Origin of the sequence: Rhodococcus sp. NPDC059968 (assembly GCF_042738615.1) — a bacterium.
In the GTDB taxonomy this organism is placed as follows: Bacteria; Actinomycetota; Actinomycetes; order Mycobacteriales; family Mycobacteriaceae; genus Rhodococcus_F.
Genome location: NZ_JBHWUE010000036.1, coordinates 51,846 through 76,430, shown reverse-complemented (window position 1 = coordinate 76,430; position 24,585 = coordinate 51,846). Strand labels below are relative to the sequence as shown.

24 protein-coding genes and 2 pseudogenes are annotated in these 24,585 nt (G+C 61.1%); 8 read left to right on the top strand and 18 right to left on the bottom strand.

The window, feature by feature from the left end:
* The first annotated feature begins 503 nt into the window (after positions 1–503).
* Positions 504–1,556 (top strand): alcohol dehydrogenase catalytic domain-containing protein, encoded by a 1,053-nt coding sequence (locus ACFWAY_RS26385; protein ID WP_378512728.1) that lies wholly within the window; start codon positions 504–506, stop codon positions 1,554–1,556.
* Positions 1,557–1,682: 126 nt separating this feature from the next.
* On the opposite strand, the gene ACFWAY_RS26380 is transcribed toward ACFWAY_RS26385, so the two are convergent.
* The 4 genes and pseudogenes from ACFWAY_RS26380 to ACFWAY_RS26365 form a co-directional block, all read right to left on the bottom strand.
* Positions 1,683–2,828 carry a thiolase family protein gene (locus ACFWAY_RS26380; protein ID WP_378512757.1) on the bottom strand — a complete coding sequence of 382 codons (1,146 nt, stop codon included), beginning with the start codon at positions 2,826–2,828 and terminating at the stop codon, positions 1,683–1,685.
* A gap of 234 nt (positions 2,829–3,062) precedes the next feature.
* Positions 3,063–3,749 (bottom strand): annotated as a pseudogene (locus ACFWAY_RS26375) (IS481 family transposase); the annotation flags it as partial.
* Between the two features lie 323 nt (positions 3,750–4,072).
* A complete protein-coding gene (locus ACFWAY_RS26370; protein ID WP_378512727.1) occupies positions 4,073–4,261 on the bottom strand; it encodes a nuclear transport factor 2 family protein in 189 nt (62 codons plus the stop codon).
* A 94-nt stretch (positions 4,262–4,355) separates the two neighbouring features.
* Positions 4,356–4,469, bottom strand: a pseudogene (locus ACFWAY_RS26365) (hypothetical protein); the annotation flags it as partial.
* Between the two features lie 161 nt (positions 4,470–4,630).
* Here ACFWAY_RS26365 and ACFWAY_RS26360 point away from each other — a divergent pair.
* A complete protein-coding gene (locus ACFWAY_RS26360; protein WP_378512726.1) occupies positions 4,631–4,978 on the top strand; it encodes a hypothetical protein in 348 nt (115 codons plus the stop codon).
* A 366-nt stretch (positions 4,979–5,344) separates the two neighbouring features.
* Here the strand turns inward: ACFWAY_RS26360 and ACFWAY_RS26355 are convergent, their stop codons facing one another.
* The 13 genes from ACFWAY_RS26355 to ACFWAY_RS26295 form a co-directional block, all read right to left on the bottom strand.
* A complete protein-coding gene (locus tag ACFWAY_RS26355) occupies positions 5,345–6,559 on the bottom strand; it encodes a cytochrome P450 (protein ID WP_378512725.1) in 1,215 nt (404 codons plus the stop codon).
* A 585-nt stretch (positions 6,560–7,144) separates the two neighbouring features.
* Positions 7,145–7,735 carry a hypothetical protein gene (locus ACFWAY_RS26350; protein ID WP_378512724.1) on the bottom strand — a complete coding sequence of 197 codons (591 nt, stop codon included), beginning with the start codon at positions 7,733–7,735 and terminating at the stop codon, positions 7,145–7,147.
* Positions 7,736–7,900: 165 nt separating this feature from the next.
* Positions 7,901–8,689: an enoyl-CoA hydratase/isomerase family protein gene (locus ACFWAY_RS26345; RefSeq protein ID WP_378512756.1), complete on the bottom strand. Its 789-nt coding sequence runs from the start codon at positions 8,687–8,689 to the stop codon at positions 7,901–7,903.
* Entirely contained in the window at positions 8,686–9,087 is a 402-nt protein-coding gene (locus ACFWAY_RS26340) for a hypothetical protein (RefSeq protein WP_378512759.1), read from the bottom strand. The genes ACFWAY_RS26345 and ACFWAY_RS26340 overlap by 4 nt, the downstream gene beginning before the upstream one ends.
* An 85-nt stretch (positions 9,088–9,172) precedes the next feature.
* On the bottom strand, positions 9,173–9,931 hold the full coding sequence (locus tag ACFWAY_RS26335; RefSeq protein ID WP_378512723.1) for a glucose 1-dehydrogenase: 759 nt from the start codon (positions 9,929–9,931) through the stop codon (positions 9,173–9,175).
* A 59-nt stretch (positions 9,932–9,990) separates the two neighbouring features.
* On the bottom strand, positions 9,991–10,776 hold the full coding sequence (locus ACFWAY_RS26330; RefSeq protein ID WP_378512722.1) for an SDR family NAD(P)-dependent oxidoreductase: 786 nt from the start codon (positions 10,774–10,776) through the stop codon (positions 9,991–9,993).
* The gene (locus ACFWAY_RS26325; RefSeq protein ID WP_378512721.1) at positions 10,766–11,944 is read right to left on the bottom strand and encodes an NAD(P)/FAD-dependent oxidoreductase; all 1,179 of its coding nucleotides are present in this window, start codon (positions 11,942–11,944) and stop codon (positions 10,766–10,768) included. The genes ACFWAY_RS26330 and ACFWAY_RS26325 overlap by 11 nt, the downstream gene beginning before the upstream one ends.
* Entirely contained in the window at positions 11,941–12,654 is a 714-nt protein-coding gene (locus tag ACFWAY_RS26320) for a sugar phosphate isomerase/epimerase family protein (protein WP_378512720.1), read from the bottom strand. Before ACFWAY_RS26320 ends, ACFWAY_RS26325 begins: the two co-directional genes overlap by 4 nt.
* A 41-nt stretch (positions 12,655–12,695) precedes the next feature.
* A complete protein-coding gene (locus tag ACFWAY_RS26315) occupies positions 12,696–13,730 on the bottom strand; it encodes an LLM class flavin-dependent oxidoreductase (protein ID WP_378512719.1) in 1,035 nt (344 codons plus the stop codon).
* A 108-nt stretch (positions 13,731–13,838) separates the two neighbouring features.
* Positions 13,839–14,579, bottom strand: coding sequence for a 3-oxoacyl-ACP reductase FabG (gene fabG, locus ACFWAY_RS26310; RefSeq protein WP_378512718.1), 741 nt, complete (start codon positions 14,577–14,579; stop codon positions 13,839–13,841).
* The gene (locus ACFWAY_RS26305; protein WP_378512717.1) at positions 14,576–15,802 is read right to left on the bottom strand and encodes an acyl-CoA dehydrogenase family protein; all 1,227 of its coding nucleotides are present in this window, start codon (positions 15,800–15,802) and stop codon (positions 14,576–14,578) included. Before ACFWAY_RS26305 ends, fabG begins: the two co-directional genes overlap by 4 nt.
* Positions 15,803–15,859: 57 nt before the next feature.
* Positions 15,860–16,444 carry a cysteine hydrolase family protein gene (locus ACFWAY_RS26300; protein WP_378512716.1) on the bottom strand — a complete coding sequence of 195 codons (585 nt, stop codon included), beginning with the start codon at positions 16,442–16,444 and terminating at the stop codon, positions 15,860–15,862.
* Between the two features lie 40 nt (positions 16,445–16,484).
* Complete coding sequence (locus ACFWAY_RS26295; protein WP_378512715.1) at positions 16,485–16,853, bottom strand: hypothetical protein; 369 nt, start codon at positions 16,851–16,853, stop codon at positions 16,485–16,487.
* A 393-nt stretch (positions 16,854–17,246) separates the two neighbouring features.
* Between ACFWAY_RS26295 and ACFWAY_RS26290 the strand changes: the two genes are divergently transcribed.
* A complete protein-coding gene (locus tag ACFWAY_RS26290) occupies positions 17,247–17,696 on the top strand; it encodes a nuclear transport factor 2 family protein (protein ID WP_378512714.1) in 450 nt (149 codons plus the stop codon).
* 127 nt (positions 17,697–17,823) lie between these two features.
* Complete coding sequence (locus tag ACFWAY_RS26285; RefSeq protein ID WP_378512713.1) at positions 17,824–19,035, top strand: epoxide hydrolase family protein; 1,212 nt, start codon at positions 17,824–17,826, stop codon at positions 19,033–19,035.
* 69 nt (positions 19,036–19,104) lie between these two features.
* On the opposite strand, the gene ACFWAY_RS26280 is transcribed toward ACFWAY_RS26285, so the two are convergent.
* Positions 19,105–19,926, bottom strand: coding sequence for an SDR family NAD(P)-dependent oxidoreductase (locus ACFWAY_RS26280; protein WP_378512712.1), 822 nt, complete (start codon positions 19,924–19,926; stop codon positions 19,105–19,107).
* A gap of 295 nt (positions 19,927–20,221) precedes the next feature.
* Between ACFWAY_RS26280 and ACFWAY_RS26275 the strand changes: the two genes are divergently transcribed.
* The 4 genes from ACFWAY_RS26275 (at position 20,222) to ACFWAY_RS26260 (ending at position 23,939) form a co-directional block, all read left to right on the top strand.
* Positions 20,222–21,238: an MFS transporter gene (locus ACFWAY_RS26275; RefSeq protein WP_378512711.1), complete on the top strand. Its 1,017-nt coding sequence runs from the start codon at positions 20,222–20,224 to the stop codon at positions 21,236–21,238.
* A complete protein-coding gene (locus ACFWAY_RS26270; protein WP_378512710.1) occupies positions 21,223–21,747 on the top strand; it encodes a hypothetical protein in 525 nt (174 codons plus the stop codon). The genes ACFWAY_RS26275 and ACFWAY_RS26270 overlap by 16 nt, the downstream gene beginning before the upstream one ends.
* Complete coding sequence (locus ACFWAY_RS26265; protein WP_378512709.1) at positions 21,744–23,537, top strand: acyl-CoA dehydrogenase; 1,794 nt, start codon at positions 21,744–21,746, stop codon at positions 23,535–23,537. The genes ACFWAY_RS26270 and ACFWAY_RS26265 overlap by 4 nt, the downstream gene beginning before the upstream one ends.
* 201 nt (positions 23,538–23,738) lie before the next feature.
* On the top strand, positions 23,739–23,939 hold the full coding sequence (locus tag ACFWAY_RS26260; protein ID WP_378512708.1) for a hypothetical protein: 201 nt from the start codon (positions 23,739–23,741) through the stop codon (positions 23,937–23,939).
* Positions 23,940–24,585: the final 646 nt, after the last annotated feature.

The following is a 24,585-nucleotide window of genomic DNA, read 5'->3' as shown; positions in this document are numbered from 1 at the left end:
GAAACGGACCTCGGGCGGCAGCCAAGTCTGAGCGGAAAGCCCCGACTCGCCTGTGCCCTACGTCACAACAGTATGTGAAACGCTATTCTGTATTACGAATCACAATCAGTCAATGCCGAATCTCATTCGAACACCAAGACTTGATGACAGGGTATGCTCCACGCTGACTCCTAGATGCCCTCTCGACATGCTCCTTGAGAAAGGCATCGCTATCAGCGCAGTTGCAGTCTGAGCTGAAACCCATTGCTGGCGTGCGGATGAAACCCTCCACTATGAAGGCCAGATTGGAGAATGAAGCAGCCTCGCCATGACCGATGCGGCTTTCGTCTTTGGCCCCGCATTGATCCCCGACTCGAGCACCGATCGAGACGCCGAGGCGTCGAGGCGTCGCGCTTCGTGCACTACCCGACGCGTGAAGGAGTTGGCCCAGCAGAAATCGCGCATCCAGACATCGCGTACTGCCGAGCTTCCACCCGTAACGGCGCTATAGAAAAGGACCCCACATGACCGAGATGGATGCGTACCGCTTGCTCGATTGGAAGCGCGGTGGATACGAAAAGGTACCGATCCCCGAACCCGGTCCACTCGAGGTACTACTCGAGGTGAAAGGTGCTGGTCTCTGTGCCAGCGACCTGCACTTCCTCCATACCGAACCCGGTAGCTGGAGCTCGTCCCCGCCGTGGACCCTCGGCCACGAGAACGCGGGAATCGTTGCTGCCCTCGGCCCCCAAGCGAGCCGGTTCGAGGTAGGCCAGCCCGTTGTGGCGACGGGCATTCACAGCTGCGGGGTGTGCCGTCTTTGTCTTCGTGGTCACGACAACCTGTGCGCCACAGCGGTAAGCGGCCGGGGCGCCGGCATCGACGGCGGCATGGCTCAATACGTTGTCGTGCCGGAACGAGAGCTGATCGCGCTGTCGACACTCGAGCCGCGAGTCGCGGCACCACTCGCCGACGCCGGACATACCTCCTACGGCGCGGTCGCACACGTACTCGACCGGCTGACTCCCGACGCGACGGCTCTCGTGATCGGCGCCGGCGGTGTTGGATCGTACGCGGTGCAGTACCTCAAGCTACTTTCCAGCGCCCAGGTCGTCGTCGCGGAACTGTCCGAACAGCGTCGATCGTACGTCGCCCAGCTAGGTGCGGATGTCACGCTGCCCTCGGACTCGTTCACATGCGACGTAATCCGGGAACTCACCAATGGTCGAGGCGCAGATGTTGTCATCGATTTCGTCGGGTCTGCCGAGACGATCGCGATGTCGTTGTCGAGCGCCGCCACCCTGGGCAAGGTCGCTCTCGTCGGGATGGGCAACGCTGACGTCAGATTGGCCTGGGGACGCACGCCCCCGCTCGGCTGTGAGGTGTCGTGGCGAATGGGTGCAACGCTGGGCCAACTCGCCGAAGTCGTGGCACTCGCTGAAGCGGGAAAGCTCCGGATCGACAACCAGTACTTCGCCTTTGACGAGATAGAGGTTGCGATGGGTCTACTGGAGTCTGGGGACCTCACCGGGCGCGCAGTGATCGAGCCGCACCGCCTCTCTTCGACCACTACATAAGCGACCGATCGAGACGACCTCGGATACCGCGTTTCCGCGCCCTCCGAGGTCGCTCCCGTGAGGATCGTCCATTGCCGACTTTGTCCCCAACCATTCCCAGCTCCTCCGAGCGCAGGGAATCGGCCCTTAGAGGAGCTCGACGATGGTGGCGTTCGCTTGTCCCCCACCCTCACACATCGTCTGCAACCCGAACCGAATCCCATTGTCACGCATACGATGCACCATCGTGGTCATCAACCGCGCCCCAGACCCCCCGAGGGGGTGGCCAAGAGCAATCGCCCCGCCCTGCGGGTTCAGCAGTGCGGGATCGGCGCCGGTTTCCAGCAGCCACGCGAGCGCTACAGAAGCGAATGCTTCGTTGACCTCGAATGTCCCGATGTCGGACAAGCTGAGGCCAGCCTTGCGGAGCACCTTCGCAGTTGCCGGAATTGGACCTGTGAGCATGATGTTCGGTTCACTGCCCACTACCGCCGCCGAGTGGATCCGCGCAATCGGTGCCAATCCAAGAAGCGTCGCGTGCTCGGAGGTTGTGATCAGGAGAGCTGCCGCCCCGTCGCTGATCTGCGAAGCATTCCCGGCCGTGACCACACCGTCGCTCCGAAAAGGCGTCTTGAGTCCGCCGAGCGCTTCCAGCGTCCCGCCACGGCGCACGCCCTCGTCACGTGTGACTTTCGTGCCATCTTCCGTGGGTACGTGGACAATCTCCCTGTCGAAAACACCAGAATCGATTGCGCGCGCTGCCCTCTCGTGAGACTGAAGAGCATACTCGTCAAGCTGGGTGCGGCTGAGATTCCACTTCTCCGCAATCGTCTCCGCGCTAACGCCCTGATCGGGGAAGTCCTCCGAGTACCGGCGGGCATATTTTGCTCCGAGCGGAGACTGTTCGCCGGCGGCCGAGCCCATAGGGACTCGTGACATGGATTCGACTCCTCCGGCAACGACCACGTCGTAGTGCCCTGCGATCACACCCGCCGCCGCAAAATGGAGTGCCTGCTGTGACGACCCACACTGCCTGTCGACGGTAACCCCCGGCACCGACTCGGGCCAGCCGGCGCTCAGCACCGCTGTTCGAGCAATATCGAACGTCTGCTCGCCAACTTGGCTGACACAACCCCACACCACATCGTCGACCACGACCGGATCAATCGCGGTGCGATCGGCGATCGCTTCGAGGACAACGGCAGAGAGATCAGCGGAATGCACTCCCGACAGACCCCCGTTCCGCTTCCCGATGGGGGTTCGGACAGCTTCGACGATGACAGCGTCTCGCATCTTATCTTCCATTCGTTCCATGGCGGATCTCGCGATCCAACCTCCAATTTGATGAATATACTTCAAAATATACGTACTGTATTCCGCTATCTACGAATCATATTCGACATCAAACTGGTTGTCCTGCCACGCTCAATGGTGCCCGACCCCAGATGCTCCGGATAGCGAACCCGACCACTGCAACTGACGAAGGATGATGGCGACCTCGATTGCCGTCCACGGGATCCAATGGCCCTAGTTGTACTTCCCGGAGACGTTGTGAACGCCGATGCGGGCGATGGGTGACTTGCCGCCGATTCCGGTGTGGCGGCGGTGATTGTAGTGATGCAACCAGTCTTTGGTAGGTCGATGAGCGGGCCGCGTCGCTGGGGTAGAGGTCCGCATATGCCCATTCTGCGGCGAGGGTCCGATTGAAGCGCTCCACCTTCCCGTGGGTCTGGGGACGGTACGGGCGGGTCCGCTTGTGCGCAGCATCCGGGCCGAGTACTGCAGCGAAAACGTGTGAGCGGTAGCAGGATCCATTGTCCGTCAACACCCGTATGACGGCGATGTGGTGGGCTGCGAAGAAGTCGCTCGCTCGGGTCCAGAAGCCGACGGCGGTCTCCTTCTTCTCGTTCCACAGGATCTGGCGAGTACGCGAGCCGGGAATGATCGTCGACGGCGTGGTGCAGGTACGAGTAGCCCACCCCGGAGCGGTTGCGCCGTCCGGCGGCGCGGCCGAGTTTGCGGTGTCCGCCCCCGTCCGGGATCCGACCGAGTTTCTTGATGTCGACGTGCACGAGGTCACCGGGCTTGTCGTGCTCGTATCGGACTGCCGGTGGGCGGCGGACCGGTCGCCTGGTCGAGGTGGGCGAGCGGGGGCATCCGGTAGCGGCGCAGCACCGCGGAGACGGTGGATCTGGCCAGGTGCAGGTTGCTCGCCCCCGTCACCATCGCACTCCGGGTTCGCGCCGACCCGCCACTCCTCCGCGTCGACCCCCTGGGGGGTCGTCACCCCGACCGGGGCACGCGCTTGCATTCGGATTAGAACGCAAGGAAGAGGATCTCGTCTCGGGTATACCCCCGACCAGGGTGGCGCTGCTGGAGGTGCGCTTGGGCGCGCTCGACGATCTCGTCTTCAGTTTCTCCGCTCAGTCGTAGCCCGCACGGGCAGTCCAGCGTCCATATCTTGGTCCGCGATGCTTCCGTCATTTTTCCGTCCGTTCGTCGTACCTTTGTTGAACACGATTGATCATGTTTGCGCTCTAGCCGGCCATTTCGATCCTCGTGAGGCGCGTCAGATGCAGTCGTGAAATGCGCCAGGAACCATCGACCTTGCGATACTCCTCCCTGCAGTAGCCGGCCCCCTCGAACGGCACACCATCGCTCGCCTGTCCCGGTTCGACGAAGTCCGCCATGGCCCAGATCCCTCGAGCCGTCGTTTGGGCGAGCACCTCGATCTCCGGGGTATGGCCGCGATGGACGAGGCTCCGCCACCTCAGGAAGATCCAAAACTAGTTCCTCCGTGAAGATCTCACGGTACGCGTCCCGCATCCGAAGGTCGAGACACCGGAAGTATCGAGCTTTGAGTTGCTTGATCGCTTCGATCGCACCAAACGCTCCACAGCGTCGATCATCGCAATCTCCTGTCCCTGCGTGCACTGCCGCTCGAATGTGGATCTGCTAGCAGCGTGGCACCCCGGCCACCGGCTGCATAGGCCTTGACCGAAAAGTAATTCTCTTTATACTAATCCTAGGACGGGTATATTGAATAGTCTTTGGCGATTAGATCGAGCTCTCGCCGAAACATCGAGGAGACGTACATGAGTGTGATCAGGGCCAGAGCTGTCAACCAAGCGCGGCCGGAAACCTGGGCGCGCGCGAAGAGCACGGCCGCAAAGATGGTCCGGTCGGCGCGGGACTTCAATGGCATCGGGCATTACGAGATGTATGTGGACGAGGCCCGGCTTCAGTTGGTGAACCTAGCCGAGTACGAAGATGAGGCCGCGTGGCGTCGATGGATCGAAGCCAACCGCCCCAATGGCGCAGCACTCATGCAGAGCGTCCACGTCGCTTCCATGGAAGTGTACGGCACACTATCGCCCGAATTGTCCCATTCGATTTCAGGTTATGCCGACTCCACGATCTACCAGAATCTGGACATCTGCTAGCTTCCGCATACGCGCCAATCCACGATCCGGTGATGGCCGTCCGCAATTCGCGGGTCCAGGCTGGTCGTTACCCGTTCGACACCAGACAGCCCTCGGTGCGACCACCGGCATCAGTCCCGGTGAGGCGATTTGCGAAACCACGCCCGATGAGCCTTCCTGGTGCTGTAGAGGTACTTTGGTCGCCGTTTCAAATTGGCGACCCGATGTCTTCGAAAGCGCCCGACGAACGACAGGTCGGGCACGATCGCCGGGCCACGCTTCACCCGCACGGCGGTTGGTTGAACCGATCCGAATATGTGCGGCACAGAGAGTGACCGGGCCGGGGTCGTAACGACCAGCCGGCCCGGTCACTCCGGCTATCCAGATTCAGGAGGCTTTCAGTGTCAGGGGGAGGCTGTCGAAACCTCGAACGTTCTTGAACGGATGCCAATTCGGGTCTCCCTCGAGTGCGATATCGCTCGTTCGAGTTGCCAACGATTGGATCGCGATCTCGATCTCCGCGCGAGCGAGATTCGTGCCGAGGCAGAAGTGAATGCCAGAGCCGAAGCTGATGGCGCGCTTCTCCTTACGGAGGATGTCGAAGGTTCCGGCGTCCGGCATGCCCTCGGTGTCCCGGGCCGCGGAGGCGATGCACACTCCCACCGGAACACCCTTAGGCAGGTGAACACCCGAGATCTCGATATCCTTCACCGGCTGGCGCGTAGTGAAGGTAACTGTCGACTCGTAGCGCATCACCTCATCGACGGCGTCGCGGGCGCGAGTGGGGTCATCCCGGATCAACTGCATCTGGTCAGGGTGCGTGGCAAGCAGCATGGAGGCGATCGAGAGCGCGCCGCGTGTGGTGTCGTGCCCCGCGAAGAGCATGAAAATGATGTGGTTGACCACCTCGTCGTCGGTCAATCGATCGACACCGTCGTGCTCTTCGATCAGCGCCGAGATGAGGTCGGGTCCGGGCTCACGATGCTTGCGCGCCACCACCTCTCGGCTATACTGGTACAGCTCAGTGACCGCCGCGTTGACCCTCCCCAACAGCTCGGGATTGCCGGCGGTCGCGTGACTGAATCCGGCACCGACGAGAATCGTAAGTTCCTCGTACCGTGCGTGGTCGCCGCTGGGAATGCCGAGAAGCGTGGCCATTACTCGCATCGGGAGCACATGGGCGAAGTCGCTAATGTCCATCGTCCCTCGATCCAGACAGACACCCAGCGCCTCGTCCGTGATCTGCTGGATTATCACGCGCAATGGGTTCACACGCTTCGGGGTGAACGCCCCACCCAGCAGGCGGCGGAGCCGAGTGTGGTCGGGCGGGTTGTACGAGGAGATCGTCTGGTGCCACCAGTCGTAGAAGGTGCCCGAGGTAGTACCGACGGCGGCGATGAGATCGCCGAACTCGAACGCGTCCGAGCGCAGAACGGATTCGACCTCGGCATGACGTACTGCCATCTTGAGCCCGGACTCGGTGACGGCGAACGGCGATGCTGCACGCGCCTGGGCGAGATGACCGTGCAGATCCTGCCACGTGTCGGGGTCGTCGAGCCTCAACAGGGGAAGGTGCATGTGGGTCGGGTCGGTTGCGCTCATCGGTCTTTCCTCACTGCTATCTGGTCACAAGGTGTTGGGAAGGCATTCCCAGGTGGTCAGCTCTGAATAGACAGTCGGGGTCTCGGAATTGTTGAGGTCCAGGACATCGGCCGGATCGAACGCGGCGCGGAATCGACTCCGATCTCCTCACCGAAGATCTGGCACGAGCAAGTTGACGACCCGGTGAGCCGCCAAGCGCTGCAACGAACCCAAACAGGATCAGTGAATCCTTCCGTCAGATTGCACGGGCCACTGCCGGTCGACCTCCTCGGCGCCTTGTCCGTTGACTGCCTCTGGACGCGCATTCTAGGCTGGATCTTCGCCGCGTCCCATCAACGTCAAATATAGTTCGAGATCAATGCTACTTCAACAATCTTTTATCGAAACTATTTTCAGTCATGCTTGCCGCCGGTCGAGGCACATCAGGACTCCGGTGGCCACGCAGCCGCCAACGAAACCTGAGCAATCGTCCATGCGGCGCCGTCCTTCACGTTTCGCGGGGCGTACACAACTCATCGCACGGATTTCGTAGTGACAGCTTCCCTGTCGCCACCCCAAGCCACTCGGATCGGTCGCTCTATCTATCTAACCCTGGCGCGGAGCGGCGTACAGGTACGGGGTCACTTCCTGCAGCGCTCGACACACCTGTTCCTGATCGACTCGGTCCGCCAGTGTCGTTGCTCCTGCCTCACGCAACATTACGCAGATGCGGGTGCCGAGTCTGTCGATGACCCAGTCTCGGATGTCTCCATTTGCCGCGGCGTCGAATGGGATCTGGTGCCAGAAGCCATTCATCACGACGCTGTCGGCGTGACCCGTAATGTGTTGATAGTCCAGAGTGACCTCGACACCGGCCGCCTTGAGGTCGTGCAAGTGATGATAGTGGTAGTGGGGTTCACGTTCGAAGCAATCGAATCGCAGGTAGTCGTTGCCTGATTCTGTGTCATTGACATAGACGGACACTCCGCGATCGTAATATCCATCGTTGCGAATCTTATCGAGGATCTCCGCGACACCCGGCTGACCCTCATACTTCAGCATGGAACTCTCGGTGAACTCACGGTGGATGACGACCACCGTGACGGCGCCTGCAGGGAAACGATAGGCGATCTCGAATTCGACGTCGGCCGAGGCGACCGGAGCGCCGGCGCCCGCACCTGTATCCGCGTAGCTCACGATTACCTCCAGAAAATAGATGTTCCTACCTGCTTGCGCCTGCACCAGAGAACAAGGCAGTTCGGAAAATGGATGTCATTTGACTAGGCCCATCCGCTTGTCGAATACCGAAATAGATTCTTCGGCCACGAATGTAGATTCACAAGACTTCTTGCCGCGGCCGGTTCATCGAGCACTGAACTGGGGCTCGCGCCGTTCTCTTGCTGCAGCGATACCTTCCACGAAGTCAGCACTTTCGAACAGGGGCGTCTGTTGGGCGAGTTCGTGTTTGACCGCCGACCTCAGTCGACCGACGAGTGTGCGCCCCCTCAGCGTCTCACGAATGCTGCGGACTGCGAGAGGTGCGCATCGGGCGAACTCGTGGGCCCAGGCGATCGCCTCGGCCCTCAACGAATCGTCGGTGGTACTGAGTCGATCGAACACACCTCGATGCTGTGCCTCGTCCGCGTTGATGCGGCGGCCGGACAGCAACAGATCAGCCGCTACCTGGCTGCCCACTGCCGATGGCAATGTCACGGTCAGCCCGAAGCCATGATGGATACCCAGGGCAGCGAAGTTTGCACTGACCCGTGCCGAGGGTGCGCCAACTCGAAAGTCAGCGGACATCGCCAACCCAAGTCCACCGCCTACGGTGGCACCCTGCACCGCGGCGACAACGGGCAGCGGCGACTCGAACAGACGCACTGCGTTGTCGTAGATTTCGGCTACCACCGGGACAATATCTAAACCCGACCCGAAATCCATTCCAGCACAAAAGTTGCGGCCTGCAGAACAGAGCACGATCACTCGCGCGCGAGGGTCGCGGCTGAGCGAATCGTAGGCATCGGCGATGCTCTTGATCATCGCGGCATCGAAGTAGTTGGCCTTCCCTCGCTCGAACTCGACCACGGCGACTCCGGCGGAGTCGACTTCCACCCGCACGCAATCTTCGGTGTGCGCTGCATCCGTAGTCATCGATCCATTCTCGCTTTCTCTCCTGGTCGGACGATCTGTCGCGTGCTTTCGCTCGTCATCTCGTCCGCGTCCGCGCCTACCCATACCGAGGGAAGTTTCTCGTAGACAGCGCAGACCCGAGATGGTGCTGTGGTATCAGACTGCCGCCATCGACCCGTTTCGCGGTGACGCTCGAGTGACGCTATCGCTGTCCGGACATCCTCGCAGTCGATCTCATATACCGTCAGGTACCGAAGGTCGGGCACACCACTGGCGAACGCGGGTTGGTGGTTGCTGAGACGGAATCTGCGGGCACTGACGAGGCCATCGGCCTGGAGCACGTCGCCGATGTGCACGTCATCGAGGAACCGATTGAACTCCTCTTCCATACCGAGATTGGCATCCGTCATCACCAGCATCACGAACCTGCCCATCGATCCCCCCGAATGTCGTCATCCATGTGGACGAGAATGCCCCAGCACCCACAGACTCCCGTGCGGGTCGTCACGCTGCACCCGCACGAGAAGAAGGCGGCACCGATCCCACCACCATGCCACCGTCCACGGTCAATTCCGCGCCAGACATGTAACTGGATTCATCGGACGCCAAGAACCGGACCACATTCGCGATTTCGTGCGGCTTGCCGGCGCGCGCGATCGGCTGTCCATCGAAGACTCGAGAACTCGACGGATCGAACTTCAGCATCGGCGTGTCGATTACCCCAGGGTGAACCGAATTGACGCGAATGCCGGCGGGCCCGAGTTCCAGGGCTGCTGCCTTTGTCAACCCCCGAAGGCCCCACTTGGACGCCACGTATGCCCCGACACCGGCGTAACCGATGATGCCGGCATTTGACGAGATGTTGATGATGGAACCACCCGCGGGCATAGCGGGGGCGACAGCTCGTATACCGAGCCAGCAGCCGGTGAGGTTGATATCAAGTACCCGCTGCCAGTGCGCCAATTCCTCATCGAGCAGACTCGCGTGTCGGACGATGCCGGCATTGTTCACCAACACCGTTGGATCGCCGAAGCTGGATCGGGCGATGTCAACCGCATCTGACCACGCCTGTTCGGAGGCGACGTCGAGGGGGGCGAATACTGCGGCGTCGCCTAACTCGTCCGCAAGTGCATTACCCTCGGCTTCGAGGATGTCGCCGATGACAACCTTTGCGCCTTCGGCCACGAAGCGACGTGCGTGTGCCTCGCCCTGGCCTCGCGCACCTCCTGTGATGATCGCGATCTTTCCCGCTAACGTGCTCAACTCATACTCCTCGCTCGATTTACGTGCCGCCGCGGACTGGAGAGCCTGCCGACGTGGCGTCAGCTCTGAACTAGCCCTCCGTCGATGTTGTAAGCCTGACCGGTGATACTGCGCGCCGCCGGGGACGCAAGAAATACGCACAGTTCGGCAATGTGGGTGGGATCTATCAGCCGCCCTTGCGGGCTGACCAGATTTTCCATCGCCTGTTCCTCGGTCCTCCCCGTTTTCTCGACAATGTTCGCAATCGTGGCCCGAGTCATTTCCGTGTCGACATAGAAAGGGCAAATACAGTTGAATGTGACGCCTGCGGAGGCGAATTCGGCCGCAGCAGAACGCGTCATTCCCAGCATCGCGTGCTTGGCGGCTGTGTAGGCCGCGACATAGGGGAGTCCGAGCTTGGCCGCGACGGAGGCGATGTTGATGACTGCCCCTGCGCCAGACGCAAGCATGCCCGGGAGCACGGACTGAGTGAGAATGAAGGGGGCTTCGACGTCTACGGTCATCGTCCGGCGCCACTGATCGAGCGTCGTCCGCATGAAGGGCGATGATTCCGCGATGCCCGCGTTGTTGACCAGCGTCGTTATCGGGCCCAGTTCCGCAGCCGCAGTGGCAACGGCGTTCCGACACGCATATTCGTCGGTCACGTCGAATGGCAATACGACGGTTTCCTGGCTTCCGAGGCCACCGCACTCCTTCGCAACGCCCTCGAGTGCTGCGACGTCCCGGCCGCCGAGCGCGATCTTCGCTCCCGTTGCCGCGAATGCGCGGGCAACGGCGCGCCCGACTCCTCGACTCGCCCCCGTTACGAGAACAATGTGCGGTGTGGCAGTGGCATCAGATGGCATTGTGCGCCCATGTCGCTAGTGCGGCGCGATAGTTGCGCAGTTCGCGAGCGCTGTTCCAGCCGACCACGCCGAGGACTTGGTCGTCCACGCTGTACGTTGCGACGAATGATTTCGTGGCGACATCTCCCGACACGACCTCGACCTTGGCGTCCGGTGGTGTGATGCCGTATGCCTGGATTTTGTACTCGTACTGATCGGTCCAAAAGTACGGAATCGGTTCGAAGGCAACACGATCTTCGGGTTCGGCGAGCAGATTTGCCGCTGCAATCTGACTCTGCTCGGTCGCATTCATGCGGTGCTCGAGGCGCAAGCTCCTGCCGTAGCCGCGGTGGTGGAAGCGCGCGACGTCGCCGGCCGCTGCGATAGTGTCGGTGGCCAGGCAGAACTGATCCGTGACGACGCCGTCATCCACGGCCAGTCCGCTGCCCTCCAGCCAGCCGACGCAGGGGGCGGAACCAATTGCAATGACCGCGAGATCAGCTGCAACGTGACTGCCGTCGGACAAATTGGCTCCGACCAGGCGGTGATCGCGCTCTTCGAAATTATCGAGTCCCACGCCGGTTCGGATGTCGACGCCGTGCTCGGTGTGCACGTCGCGGACCAAATTGCCCATCCACTGCCCGAGGCCTCGTACCAGGGGCGACTCCAACGGATCGACCACGACCACTTCTGAGCCGAGTTTGCGCGCAGTGGCCGCAATCTCTGTTCCCAGGAACCCGGCTCCGACGACAAGCACCCTTCCCGCGGAACTCACTGCGGCACGGAGCGCCAAGGCATCGTCGATCGACTTGAGCGTGTGCACGCCTGCGAGATGGCGGCCGAATGGGAGGTGACGGGGGGCAACACCCGTAGCGATGATGAGCTTGTCATAGTCGACCGTTGATCCCGAGCCGAGGGAAAGACGATGCGCAGTCCGGTCCAAGCCTGTGACAGGGTCCCCCAGAATGAAGTCGAGGCTCTGTGCTTCGAGATGCTCGGACTTGCGTAGCTGGATTCGATCAGTTTCCCAATCACCGGCCAGGATCTGCTTCGACAGGGGTGGCCGATCGTAGGGCTGATGGACCTCTTCCCCGATGATCGTGATGCATCCGGCGTGGCCGGCGCGCCGGAGCGCCTCCCCTGCGGTGAGACCCGCCGCGCCGGCACCGACGATGACGGCGTGGGTCATAGTGAATCGAGGTAGTGCGCTAGGTCGAGAGTCCACTCCCACGGAGTGTCATGGGGATAGCCCACCCAATGCAGGTCGAAGTACTCCAACGTGATTGCGCCCTGATAGTCCAATGCCTCAAGATCACGTTTGACACGTTTGAAATCCATCACGCCGTCTCCGACATGAAGCTGCTGCTTGCCCGGTGCGCAATCGCGAAGTTGAACGATATCGGCGTACGGGAGGAGTTCATACGGATCTTCATCTTTGTAGACGAGATGACCGACGTCGACGATCAGACGCAGTCCGGGGATCTCCTTGAGCAACTCCTTGGTTACCTCGTTTGTCGAACACACCGAACCTGCCCAGGGCTCTACCAACGACTTTGGTGCGCGTCGTAGTTCGGCGAGGGTGTGCTCCCATGCACCGTCCATGTTCGGCGGAGGCACATAGCCCCATCCGTCACGGGCGCGCGGCCACTGTGAGAGCTTGTCACTGCTGGCGGCCACCTCGGAGAGCTCCACATCGGGATTGCCGGTGTTGACTATCCTGTTGCCGATCGGCAGGGCAAGTTTGCCTTCGTCACCATCATCCCAGTACGAGTGCAGGTCCAGGTGCGAGAACCCGGCGTCCTTCGCTCGTCGGGCCGCTTCGTAGTTGTCCACGCGCGGCTTGAAGCAGACGTCTCCCACACCCATCGTCCAACGGCCCAATGTCAAAACATCCGTCATCGAAGACTCCTATGTCGATTGCGTTTAGCGGGTTTCTGCCACTAGAGGTGCGGAATGATCTCTGCGCCGACGAGGTCGATCATCTCCAGCGTTTCCTCCACCGGGATCCCACCCATGTCCAGGTAGACCAAATGGTCCTCGGCCTCAAGCAGATCGGCCATTCTCGACAGCTTGTCGATGACTTCGGCGGGGCTACCACAGAGTGCGGATCCGTCGCTGAGCATCCAGTCGAAGTCGAACGCACCGGCCTTGTACTGTCCACCGTGCTCAGTAACCTGCTTGCCGAACCATTGGTGATATGCCTCGTAGCGGGGAGCCCAACGTTTCTTGGCTTCTTGACTGTTCCTGGCAACGTTCATGTGCCAACTGGCCGCCACCCGTGGTACCTCGGCGTCCCTGCCCTGGGCGTTCGCAAATCGTTCGCGATAGTCCTTCACCACCGGCTTGAACCGGGTCGCCTCAGCGAAGGCGCTCGGCAGTGCCAGCGGCAGCCCCAGACGGGCGGCGAGTTCTGCGGTTTCAGGCGATCCTCCACCGCCGATCCAGAGGGGGGGATGTGGAGCCTGCACTGGACGAGGGGTCAGCGACAGATTCTCGAAGGGTGCCCGTTCTGCGCCACTCCAGCTCACCGCGTCCTTGGTCCATAGATCGAGCACCAGCTCGACGTTGTCCTCGAGCAGACGGCGCGAGTCGTCGAGGGACAGACCGAACAGCTCGTAGGTTGACGGGAACAGATTTCCGCGTCCGACAACAACTTCCGCTCGCCCACCGGACAGGACGTCGAGCATCGCATAGTCTTCGGCGACTCGCACTGGATCGAGATTTGCGATCAGGGTCACCGCAGTCCCCAATCGCAGGGTGCTGGTTCGTGCTCCGATTGCCGCCAGGGTGACCGGCGGACTGCTCGACACGAACGCTCCCGCATGATGCTCACCGATGTTGACCCCGTGGAATCCGGCCGCTTCGGCGGCGACAGCGCTCTCGACGATACCGTTGAGACGCTCGGCTACCGAAGTTCTGCGTCCGGTAATGGGATCGGCTAGATGGTCGCCGAATGTAAGAAAATTCAATCTCATTGTGTCCGCTCCTTAAGCAGCCAAGATGTCCACTGCAGGGTGTGAGGTGACTATCGCCGCATGAGCGGCACTAACGCCTCATCGACGAAAACCGACGAATGGGGTCTCTCACATCGCCACTCCGCCGTCCACCGGCAGGACAACACCGGTGATGTACGCCGCCTCATCCGAAGACAGGAACTGGAATGCCGACGACATCTCAGATGGCTCTGCGAACCTGCCTATTGGCACCTGCTCGGTCAACGCCTTCAGTTTGTCCGCTGGGATGGCTGCAACCATCGCGGTCGACGCGTTGGGCGAGACTGCGTTCACCGTGATTCCGAAGTGCGCGACCTCCTTGGCGGTCGCCTTGGTGAATCCGATGATGCCAGCCTTGGCCGCTGCATAGTTCGCCTGCCCGACCATGCCATGCATCCCCGTGTAGGAAGTGACGTTGATGATGCGACCAGCGCCCTTGGCCCGCATTCGAGGGATCGCTGCCTTCGTGAAATGGAACGTGCCGGTGAGGTGGACGTCGAGCACAGCCCGCCACTGGTCGGCAGTCATCTTCCACACGACGACGTCGCGGGTGATCCCAGCGTTGTTGATGACGACATCGGGTCCACCTCGCCACGCTTCCACCGACGCGACAGCCGCGTCGACAGCCTCCTCGTCGACAACGTCGAGTGCGAGCCTGAGCACCTTGTCGCCGGCGTGATTCCACGCCTCGTTGAGCCGATCCTCATCACGGTCGACCACCGCAACATCCGCTCCGGCTTCGACGAAGGAGCTGGCAATCGCGTATCCGATGCCCTGGGCGGCGCCGGTAATCAGGACGGAGCGTCCGCTGAAATCGAAATTGATACTCACAGGTCTGCACCAGCTTTCGCCGTCCGATTACGAAGCTCGTTTCGAGCGATGGAACGGCGGTGTACTTCGTCCGGGCCGTCGGCGAGTTGGAGAATGCGAGTGTGGGCATACATCTTTGCGAGTCCGAAGTCGTCGGAGACTCCCCCGCCGCCGTGTACCTGAATCGCGCGATCGATGACGCGAAGAGCCATCTGTGGCACCGCTACCTTGATTCCCGCGATCTCCGTCGCCGCGGCCTTGTTTCCGAACTGGTCCATCTTCCACGCCGTGTACAGAGTGTAGAGCCTGGCCTGGTCGATGTTCATACGGGCATCTGCAATCCAGTCCTGGATCTGACCCCGATCGGCGATCGGCGATCCGAACGTGACGCGTTCCTGTGCGCGCGCCGTCATCTTCTCCAAGGCTCGCTCGGTCACACCGATTGTCCGCATGCAGTGGTGGATGCGCCCCGGCCCGAGCCGGGCCTGCGCGATCGCGAATCCTGAACCTTCTTCACCGAGGATATTCGACACGGGTACTCGGACATTCTCAAACGTGATCTCGCAGTGACCTTCTCGATCGACATAGCCGAAGACAGGAAGACTCCGGACTACTGTGACCCCGGGGGTATCGATGGGGACAAGTACCATCGACTGTTGCCGATGTCGGGCGGCGTCCGGATCGGTTTTGCCCATGACGATGAGAATGCGACAGCGAGGGTCCGCCGAACCGGAGATCCACCACTTTCTGCCGTTGATGACGTACTCGTCGCCCTTGCGCACGATGCTGCACTCGATGTTGGTTGCGTCGGAGGACGCCACCGCCGGCTCCGTCATCGCGAACGAGGATCGAATCTCGCCATGCAGAAGTGGCTTCAGCCAGCGGTCTTGCTGCTCAGGGGTGCCGAACATGGTGAGGATTTCCATGTTCCCGGTGTCCGGAGCGGAGCAGTTGAGGGCCTCCGCTGCGAAGGACACACGCCCGGTGATTTCGGCCAGCGGTGCATAGTCCAGGTTGCTGAGGCCGTCGTTCCACTCGGTCTTGTGCGGCAGGAACAGGTTCCACAAGCCGCGTCGACGTGCTTCGGCCTTGAGGTCCTCGAGCACCTGAGGGGTGTCGTGGGGGCTCGGGAGTTCGGCCATCTGACTGTCGAAGACAGACTCGGCTGGATAGACGAAGTCGTCCATGAAGGCGAGTAGTTCACCCTGCAATTTCTGGGCGCGCGATGAAAATTCGAAATCCATATCAGTACCTTGGGGTTGTCGGTGAGAGAAAGAATGTTGGGGGCCTTGGTGGACTCGCTACGCCACTGGGACCAGTGCGCCGGTCCATTCAGCGACAGTGACCACGTCGGCCTGCCGGGGGAAGACCTTCTCCACCAATACCCGATGAACTTCCTCGTCATTGTCTTTCACCCCGTCCGACAGCACGGTCAGAGAGAAGTCCTGGTCGGCCGCGGCCCGGACGGTCGAGAGGACCACACCACTGGTCGCGATTCCCAGGAGAGCAAGGTCTGTCACCCCGCGCGAACGCAGCACCACGTCGAGATCACTACCCGCAAAGGCACTTACACGACGCTTGGTAATGACCACATCTCCCGGCTGCGGGGCAATCCGGGCATCGATCTGGGTGTCCTCGGAGGCTTCGCGAAGTCCTCTGTTCTGGGCGACTGCCGCAAAGCCTCGGTTGCGAGGACTGATGTCGGCGTAGTCGTCGCGGAAGCAGACGCGCACGTAAACAACCAGTACGTCAGCGGCCCGAGCCGCGTCGATTGCTGCACCGACCCGTTCGACAAAGGCGTCATCATCGCCGAAGGCCTTGACTATGCCGTTCTGAATATCGCCGACGATCAGAGCGGTCCGTCCGCGCAGGTCAGGAGTGGTCATTGGGGTTCCGTTTCTTTGTCGAGTGCTGATGCATCAGGCATTAGGCGTCTGACCTGGACACGGAAAAACTGCCTGCTGCCTTCGGCGTGGTTGCGGCTTCGGTTCGGTGGTACGTGGGCATTCCAGCAGCGATCAGTTCGCGGGCTTCCTGGCTGATCTCCCCGTACACGTCAAAGGAGACAGGGGAAGCGATGGCGTAGAGGGCCGCGCGCAGTTCGGGATCGACTCCCTTGGCATGAGCGATGAATGCTTCCGAGTCTACGTAGCACTCGATAAAGGTTCCCTGCGACGCCTGGGGATCGAGGAATGCCGCGAAGAAGTCGACGCCTACCTCGTCCTGCGTCGGGGCGACCCAGGCGCGCACGACCTCGCCGAACCTATCCTCGAACGGCGAGTCGACCGCAAGCACGGTTCTCAGTACCAATTTAGTCATAAACTGAACCCTTCACGTATTTTTTCGGATAGCGTTCGTTACAGTCGAATCTACTTGCAACATGTCGTGAAGGCAACCTAGTCTTGGTCGGGTTCGTTCCACTTACAGCGCGAAGTGACACGAAGGCATCCTGCTCGTGAGGCCGTCGATCGCCGTCGGGATATGGGTGCGCGATGAGTCTTCGGGTAAGAACAACCGTGATGCGACCGCGTTCCTGCGTCCGACCGACCGCAAGCGCGGACACCCGTTGTCGAGATCGATGATTGCTAAAAGGGTCTGCACGTCCCCGTCGATGGCTCTGCGCCACCCCGATCCGCCCTCGGCGCGGGCAGTCGGCGACCCACACACCAGGAAGGACGACAAAACAATATGACGAATGAGGAACTCGGGGCACGCGTTGCCCAGTTGGAAGATCTGGAGTCGATCAAGCGCGTCAAGGCCCGGTACTTCCGCTTGGTCGACGCCCACGATTTCGCGGGGCTGAGTCAGCTGTTCTGGGAGGATGCCGTCATCAACAGCTCGACCGCTTCGGGATCTCGCGACGAATTCTTGCAGGCATTGAAGAAACGCGTCGGCGCCAGGATGTTCCATGCGGGACATAGCGGCGAAGTTGAGTTCACCGATTCGACTACCGCAGTCGGCCACTGGGCGATGTCGTTCACGATGCGGAGTGAGACTGACGACGGAATTGTGATCACAACCGGGTTCCGGCGCTACGAAGACTCGTACGCCAAGCGAGACGGAGAGTGGCGAATCGCTCGCATGGCAATGGACGATGTCGGTCTCGACTCGACCTATCTAGAACCTCGAATCTTCTAGTGTGGCCATCCAATGAGGCCGTCTTGCGGTCTTCCTGTGGACTGCTACACCGATGAACGAGGCCGGTGTGACTGCGCACAAACGACCGACCGACCCGTACACAGGACTCATTCCGAGAAGGACATTGATGAGCGACTCACACACCGACCGACTGTCCGCGACTGCAGCACGACCATTCACAATCGAACTCTCTGATCAGGTTCTCGATGACCTTCGTCTTCGCCTCTCCCACACCCGCCTCGCCCCGGACATCGCGAACGAAGACTGGAGCTATGGTGTCAGGGGCAGCTACCTCGATGACCTTGTGCGCTACTGGCGCGACGGGTTCGATTGGCGTGCCCAAGAACGAAAAATGAACGAGTTTCCGCATTTCCGGACAACAATCGATGGCTTGCCGATCCATTTCGTCCATGTTCGAGGGAAGGGTCCGGACCCCACACCACTGGTCCTTACTCACGGCTGGCCTTGGACGTTCTGGGATTTCCACAAGCTCATTGGTCCTCTCGCCGATCCCGTATCCTACGGAGGCGCCGCCGAAGACAGCTTCGATGTCGTGATCCCTTCCCTCCCCGGATTCGGATTCTCGAATCCGCTGAAGCGCGCCGGGCTCACAATATGGCAGGTGGCGGATATCTGGGTAACTCTCATGCGCGACGTGCTTGGTTACAAGCGATTTGGTGCGCACGGCGGAGACTACGGCGTGATGGTGACCGCACAGCTAGGGCACAAGTTCCCCGAACACCTGATTGGTCTGCATTTCGCCCCGCGACCGTTGCCGCTACACGTCTGGAACACCGACCGGCCCTGGGCAGAGGTGTTTTCCGGCACGTTGCCTGACGGCGTCGGCGAGAGAGCGACCTTTATCGAGTACGAGCGGCGTAAGGTTGGCCATCTGGTCGCGCACGTGCTGAATCCGCAGACACTCGCATATGCCCTTCACGATTCGCCGGCGGGGTTGGCCGCGTGGCTTCTGGAGCGAAGGCGGTCGTGGAGCGATTGCCACGGCGACGTCGAAACCGTCTTTACCCGAGATGAACTGCTCACCAGCTTCACTATCTACTGGGCGACAGAGTCCTTCGTCCACACCGCGCGGCTTTATCACGACAATGCGCGCTATGGCTGGCAACCATCGCACGAACGCCGACCGGTGGTGGAGGCTCCCACCGCAGTGACACTGTTCCGCAACGACCTTCCTCCTGGAGCGAAAATGGACTGGATGAGTTCGTACTTCAATCTGCAAGCGGTAACAGAGTCGCCGACAGGTGGCCATTTCGCTGCGGCCGAGGAGCCGGACCGGGTGGTCGAGGATATTCGAACGTTCTTCAGGGGTCGACACTGACCAGGATTGACCTTGTCCAGGGCCGCCACTGCGCAAGGTCAATCCACTCTCCACGAGCATCCACACCCGTTAGAAGGCAGCGGGTTCGGGGTTGATTCCAGCGACGATTCCTCGAGTACGCCGAACAACGGAGTTCGCGCGACTAGGGTGGGTCAGTACCCAAAACTGGTCTGCAAGAATGGCATTTCTGATCATCTCTGCAACTCGTATGGGTGCAATAGCGCCCTTTAGCGACTCGTCGACAGCCCGGGTGATTGCTCTGTCTATCGGCCCTTGATCTCCCAAAGTGGCTGCCGCAACCGATGAAGGCATCGCGGTTGTGACTGCTCCGGGACATACCACAGAGACTCCGATTCCAGAATCCTCGAGGACGAGTTCTTTGTATATTGCTTCACTCAATGCCACGACGCCATGCTTTGATACCGAGTAGGGCGCAAGCCCTGCAGCACTTGTCAACCCAGCCATCGAGGCGGTGTTGACGACGTGTCCTTCACAATTGCTTTTCATCACTGGCACAAAGGTTCGAATCCCGTTGATTACCCCTATCAGGTTGACCGAGAGCACTTTTTCCCATGCCGAGACGGGGATCGTCCAAGCAGCCCCGGTAACCGTGACGCCGGCGTTGTTGCACAGAACGTGGACGGAGCCGAAGTGTTCCAGAGTGCAATCCTTCAACCTGATGACCGATTCCTCCGACGTCACATCGGTTGGCACCGCGATGACTTCGGCGCCTGCGTCAGCGAGACGATCACGGGCAGCGATAAGGCCCTCCGCATCGATATCTGCAAGGGCAAGCTTCATGCCTGACGCAGCTAGAACGGATCCAAGCGCTTCACCGATACCGCCTGCGGCACCCGTGATGACGGCAACCCGACCGTGTAGCGATTCCACACTGACTCCCTTCGCGAACTCGGCGGTACCGGGTTCCAAGACCCGTCACCGAACCCAACAGTCGACTCGCATTCGGTTGAGTCGAATGATTTTCGATACTAGAGTATCACTGGCATGAGAGATGGATTATAATTCGACCTTCTAGGCGACGATCCCGGGTTCGAATCCTTCAGCAGCGATCGGAGAACGCTGATGCCCGTCAACACCGCAGACCAGTGGCTGCTTTTCCGATGCCGCACCCGGCTGCCCGAGACGCCAAAGGACAGGGCTCATCGTGACCCGGCCAGGTGAACAAGTGTCTCGTTCGCAATACATGGTCACCGGTGACGGCGTCGGCGGCCCGTCGCGGGAGGACACGACGGACCTCGCCCACGCCGACGGTCCGTTGAGTACCACCGACGATCTGGCGCGCACACCGTTCAAGTTGCAGGTTTCGCTGGGACTTGCTGCTTTCGCCTTCGCCGTTTTGCAGTCCATGATGGCCCCAGTGCTGCCGTGGACCGAACGGCGCTTCGATAGCGATCCCCAGACGACAACATGGGTACTGACCAGCTTCCTGCTTGCGTGCGCCGCAGCAACGCCCATCGGTGGACGCGTCGGTAGCGCAAAGGGCAAGAAGAAAGTTCTGCTCGCCGCGCTCGGGGTAATGGCAATCGGACTCTTGGTATCGGCGTTCGCTCCGACACTTGGGTGGATGATTTTCGGGCGTGTCCTGCAGGGCGCCTCGGGGGCGCTCTTCCCCCTCGCGATAGCTCTACTTCGAGAGAACCTGCCAGCGGCGCAAATTCCGACAGCCGTTGCGCTGTTCACCGCGACGGTCAATGCCGGCGGCGGAGTCGGTCTCGTCATCGCCGGTCCACTCATGGACCGCCTGGGCTACACGTGGCTCTTCCTCGCCCCGCTGGTCGTGGTCCTCATCGCTGCCGCCCTCGTCGCGCGGTTCGCGATCGACAACCATGACAAGACAGGTGAGCCGATCGAGTACGCAGGCGGCACGCTTCTCGTCAGCTGGCTCGTCGCGATCTTGCTGCCTGCGAGCCAGGGCCAGAGCTGGGGGTGGAGCGCCGCCCCTACCCTCGTCTGTCTCGCTTTGTTCCCAGTCCTCTTCGTCCTCTGGATTGTCACGGAACGACGCGCTGCGCATCCTGTCGTCGACTTGAGCCTGATGCGGCGACGCGGCGTCTGGCAGGCGAACCTCGTGATGTTCCTCAATGGCGCATGTTCGGCATGTTCTCGCTCCTTCCGATGCTTCTACAGGCACGCCATGCCGACGGCGGCCTGGGTGAATCCGTCGTCATGTCGGGTCTGCTGATGCTGCCGATGCCCGTCGGCATGTTCGTCTTCGGAACGCTCTCGGGTTCGATCATCAAGAGGTCAGGTCCGCGAGCACCGGTGATAGCCGGGTCCCTGATCCTCCTGGCCGGCTGTATAGTCCTGACTCTTCTGCACGACAACGCGGGGCACATACTTCTGTCCTGCGGGATCATCGGCGTGGGATTTGGATTGATTCAGTCTGCGCTCGCTAACACTGTCCTGGCCGCGGTAGAGCCCTCAGAGACCGGTGTGGCGATCGGCATGAACACCAACATGCGGATTGTCGGCGGCACATTGGGGATTCAGGGCTCGATCCTGGTTCTGACAATGGTGGCCTCCGGCAATGCTGTCAGCTCCGCTGCCGCGTATCTGGCCGCCCTTGCATTCTTGGCGTTTCTCGGTGCAGCAACCACTGCAGCGAGCCTGCTGCTGCCGAAGTCACGCACTCAGGCTCGGGACCTGTCCAACGAATCCCGGTTCTCTACACCCACGAAAGGTCTCAAATGACCAGCACGATCATGTCCCGACGCGACATCGACTTCCTTCTGTTCGAGTGGTTGGACGTCTGCACACTCCTGAGCAGGGAACGTTTCACCGCCCACTCGCGCGAGACCTTCACCGAAGTGCTCGACCTGAGCGAACAGTTGGCCGAGAAGCGCTTCGCACCACACAACCGAAAAGGTGACCTTCAGGAGCCGCGCCTGGTCGACGGGCAGGTCGAGCTGATCATCGAGATCGAAGATGCGCTGGGCGCATACGCCGCCGCAGGTCTGATCGGATCGACGATGGACGAATCCGTTGGTGGAATGCAACTACCGCAGTGCGTATTCAATGCGTGCACGGCCTGGTTCTACGGGGCGAACATGTCGACGGCCGCTTACAATCTCCTGACAGTCGGCAACGCGAACCTCCTTCTTGCGCACGGCACATCCGAGCAGATCGACGCATTCGTCAGACCCATGCTCGATGGTCGTCACTTCGGGACGATGGCGTTGTCCGAGCCTCAGGCCGGCTCCAGCCTGGCGGATATCGCCACTCGGGCGCTCCCCCAGCCAGACGGGAGCTATCGCCTGTTCGGAAGCAAGATGTGGATCTCCGGTGCCGACCACCAGATGGGTGAGAACATAATTCATTTGGTTCTCGCGAAGGCACCCGGAGGCGGCGGGGGTGTCAAGGGGATATCCCTTTTCATCGTGCCCAAGTTCCTGATCGACTCGGACGGCCGCCGGGGTGCCCGCAACGACATTGTGGTGACTGGCCTGAATCACAAGATGGGGGCTCGCGGAACCGTCAATACCATTCTGAATCTCGGCGACGGCACATTCTGTCCCGACGGTGAGGCCGGCGCGGTCGGTTATCTCGTAGGAGAGGAGCACCGAGGTCTCCAGTACATGTTCCACATGATGAACGAGGCTCGGGTGGGAATTGGACTGAGCGCGACATCTCTTGGATACACGGGCTACCTCAAGTCACTGGAGTACGCGCGGAGCAGGCCACAAGGGCGCCCAGCGGGTCGCAAGAATGCGCGCACGCCGCAGTCTCCGATCGTCGAGCATGCCGACGTACGTCGGATGTTGCTTGCGCAGAAGTCGTATGTGGAAGGGGCGCTGGCGCTGAACCTCTTCTGCGGCCGGGTGCTCGATGAGCAGAAGACTGCCACCGACCCATCCGCGCGCGAACGTGCGGGAGTTCTACTCGACTTTCTGACCCCCATCGCAAAGAGTTGGCCTTCTCAGTGGTGCCTTCAGGCGAACAGTCTCGCGATCCAGGTGCACGGGGGTTACGGCTACACCCGCGACTACGACGTGGAGCAGCACTACCGGGATAATCGGCTCAACCCGATACACGAAGGAACCCATGGCATCCAAGCACAGGATCTGCTCGCTCGAAAAGTCCTCGGCGACGACGGAAAGGGACTTCATGAGCTTGGACGCATGATCTCGCTTACCGTCGAGCGCGCGAGTGTGGACGTCCAGGCGAAAGAGATGGCACTTCATCTCAACCACTCGTGGGAGCGTCTGGTGGCGGTTGCAGCGCACCTGCAGACAGTGAATGATCCGGCCGCGCGACTCGCGAACGCATCGGTGTTTCTCGAAGTCGCCGGTCATGTGGTCGTTGCTTGGATTTGGCTAGAGCAGGTTCTCGCGGCCCATGGCAAGGCCGGGGACTTCTACATCGGTAAGCGGTTGGCCGCCCAGTACTTCTTCCGGTGGGAGCTCCCGCGGACGGCGGCTCAGCTTGAACTTCTCGCAGTCAATGACGGCACGCTCTTGGAGATGAAGCCCGAGTACTTCTAGAGCAGGGCCTGTCTGCTTGTCGGCGAAGCCGATGAGGGGATGCGACGAGGACACCGGCGAGGTAGATGACCGCATTCTTGTCTCACCAGATGACGATCCCGCGCCACTGTACGAGCGGATTGGTTCTGTGCACCGCTTCATGTATATCTGACCACCGACTGTGACCGGCGCACCTTCGTCGAACAGATCGAAGGTGTAACGATGCGATTTGCGCGCCGCACACCGCTGCTGCGGGGCATCCTCGAGAAGATCGAACGAGCGTTGGCCGGGACGCGCGGGCGCTCGGATGACGCCCACGCTGGGCATCATGCGGGGCGGTGGGTTATCGCGGTTCAGGTCCTCGGTCTCGACGACTTCGCGCTGCGACGGCGTACCGGTACGGCGCCGTGCTATTTGACCTGAGTACACACCATCCCGCCGACGTTCTCGCCGACCGCAAGCCGCCACCTTCGCTGACTGGCTCAGCGCGTCGGGGTACCGAGGTGGTATGCCGTGACGGCTCCGGTGCCAACGGGAAAGGCGCTCGGGCGTGGCACCCGCTGATCGCTGGCGCCTGTGGCACAACCTCGCCGAAGCGGTGGAGAACCGTTGCCGTCCATGACCGGCGCGATAGAGCCCGAACAGTCATCGAACTCACCGCGGCGGAACAGCTGAGGCAAGCCGCCGAGCAGGCACACACGACACGCCGGGAGACCTCCATGCCGTCCGTTCGGACGAAACAGCGTTTCGAGGCGGTCGCGGTGCTCAAGACCCAGGGATTGGGAATCAAGACGATCGCACGTCAGCTCGGGCTGGTCCGGAGACTTCTGCAACGCCGGAGGTGTCGACGGAGTTCGGGGCGCCCCGCGGGCCGGATTGCGCACCGTGCTGGACAAATGCATCGCGCACATGCACGAGCGTTTCAACGACGGACAAACCTCCGCTTCCCGACTCTACGAGAAACATTGGGCAAGGGAAATCGCGACAGCGGCACCGACCGCGACTACCTTCGCCCGTCCCGCAGAACAGGTTCAGCGTCGCCGTCCACACCGACAGTGCCGTCGGTCCG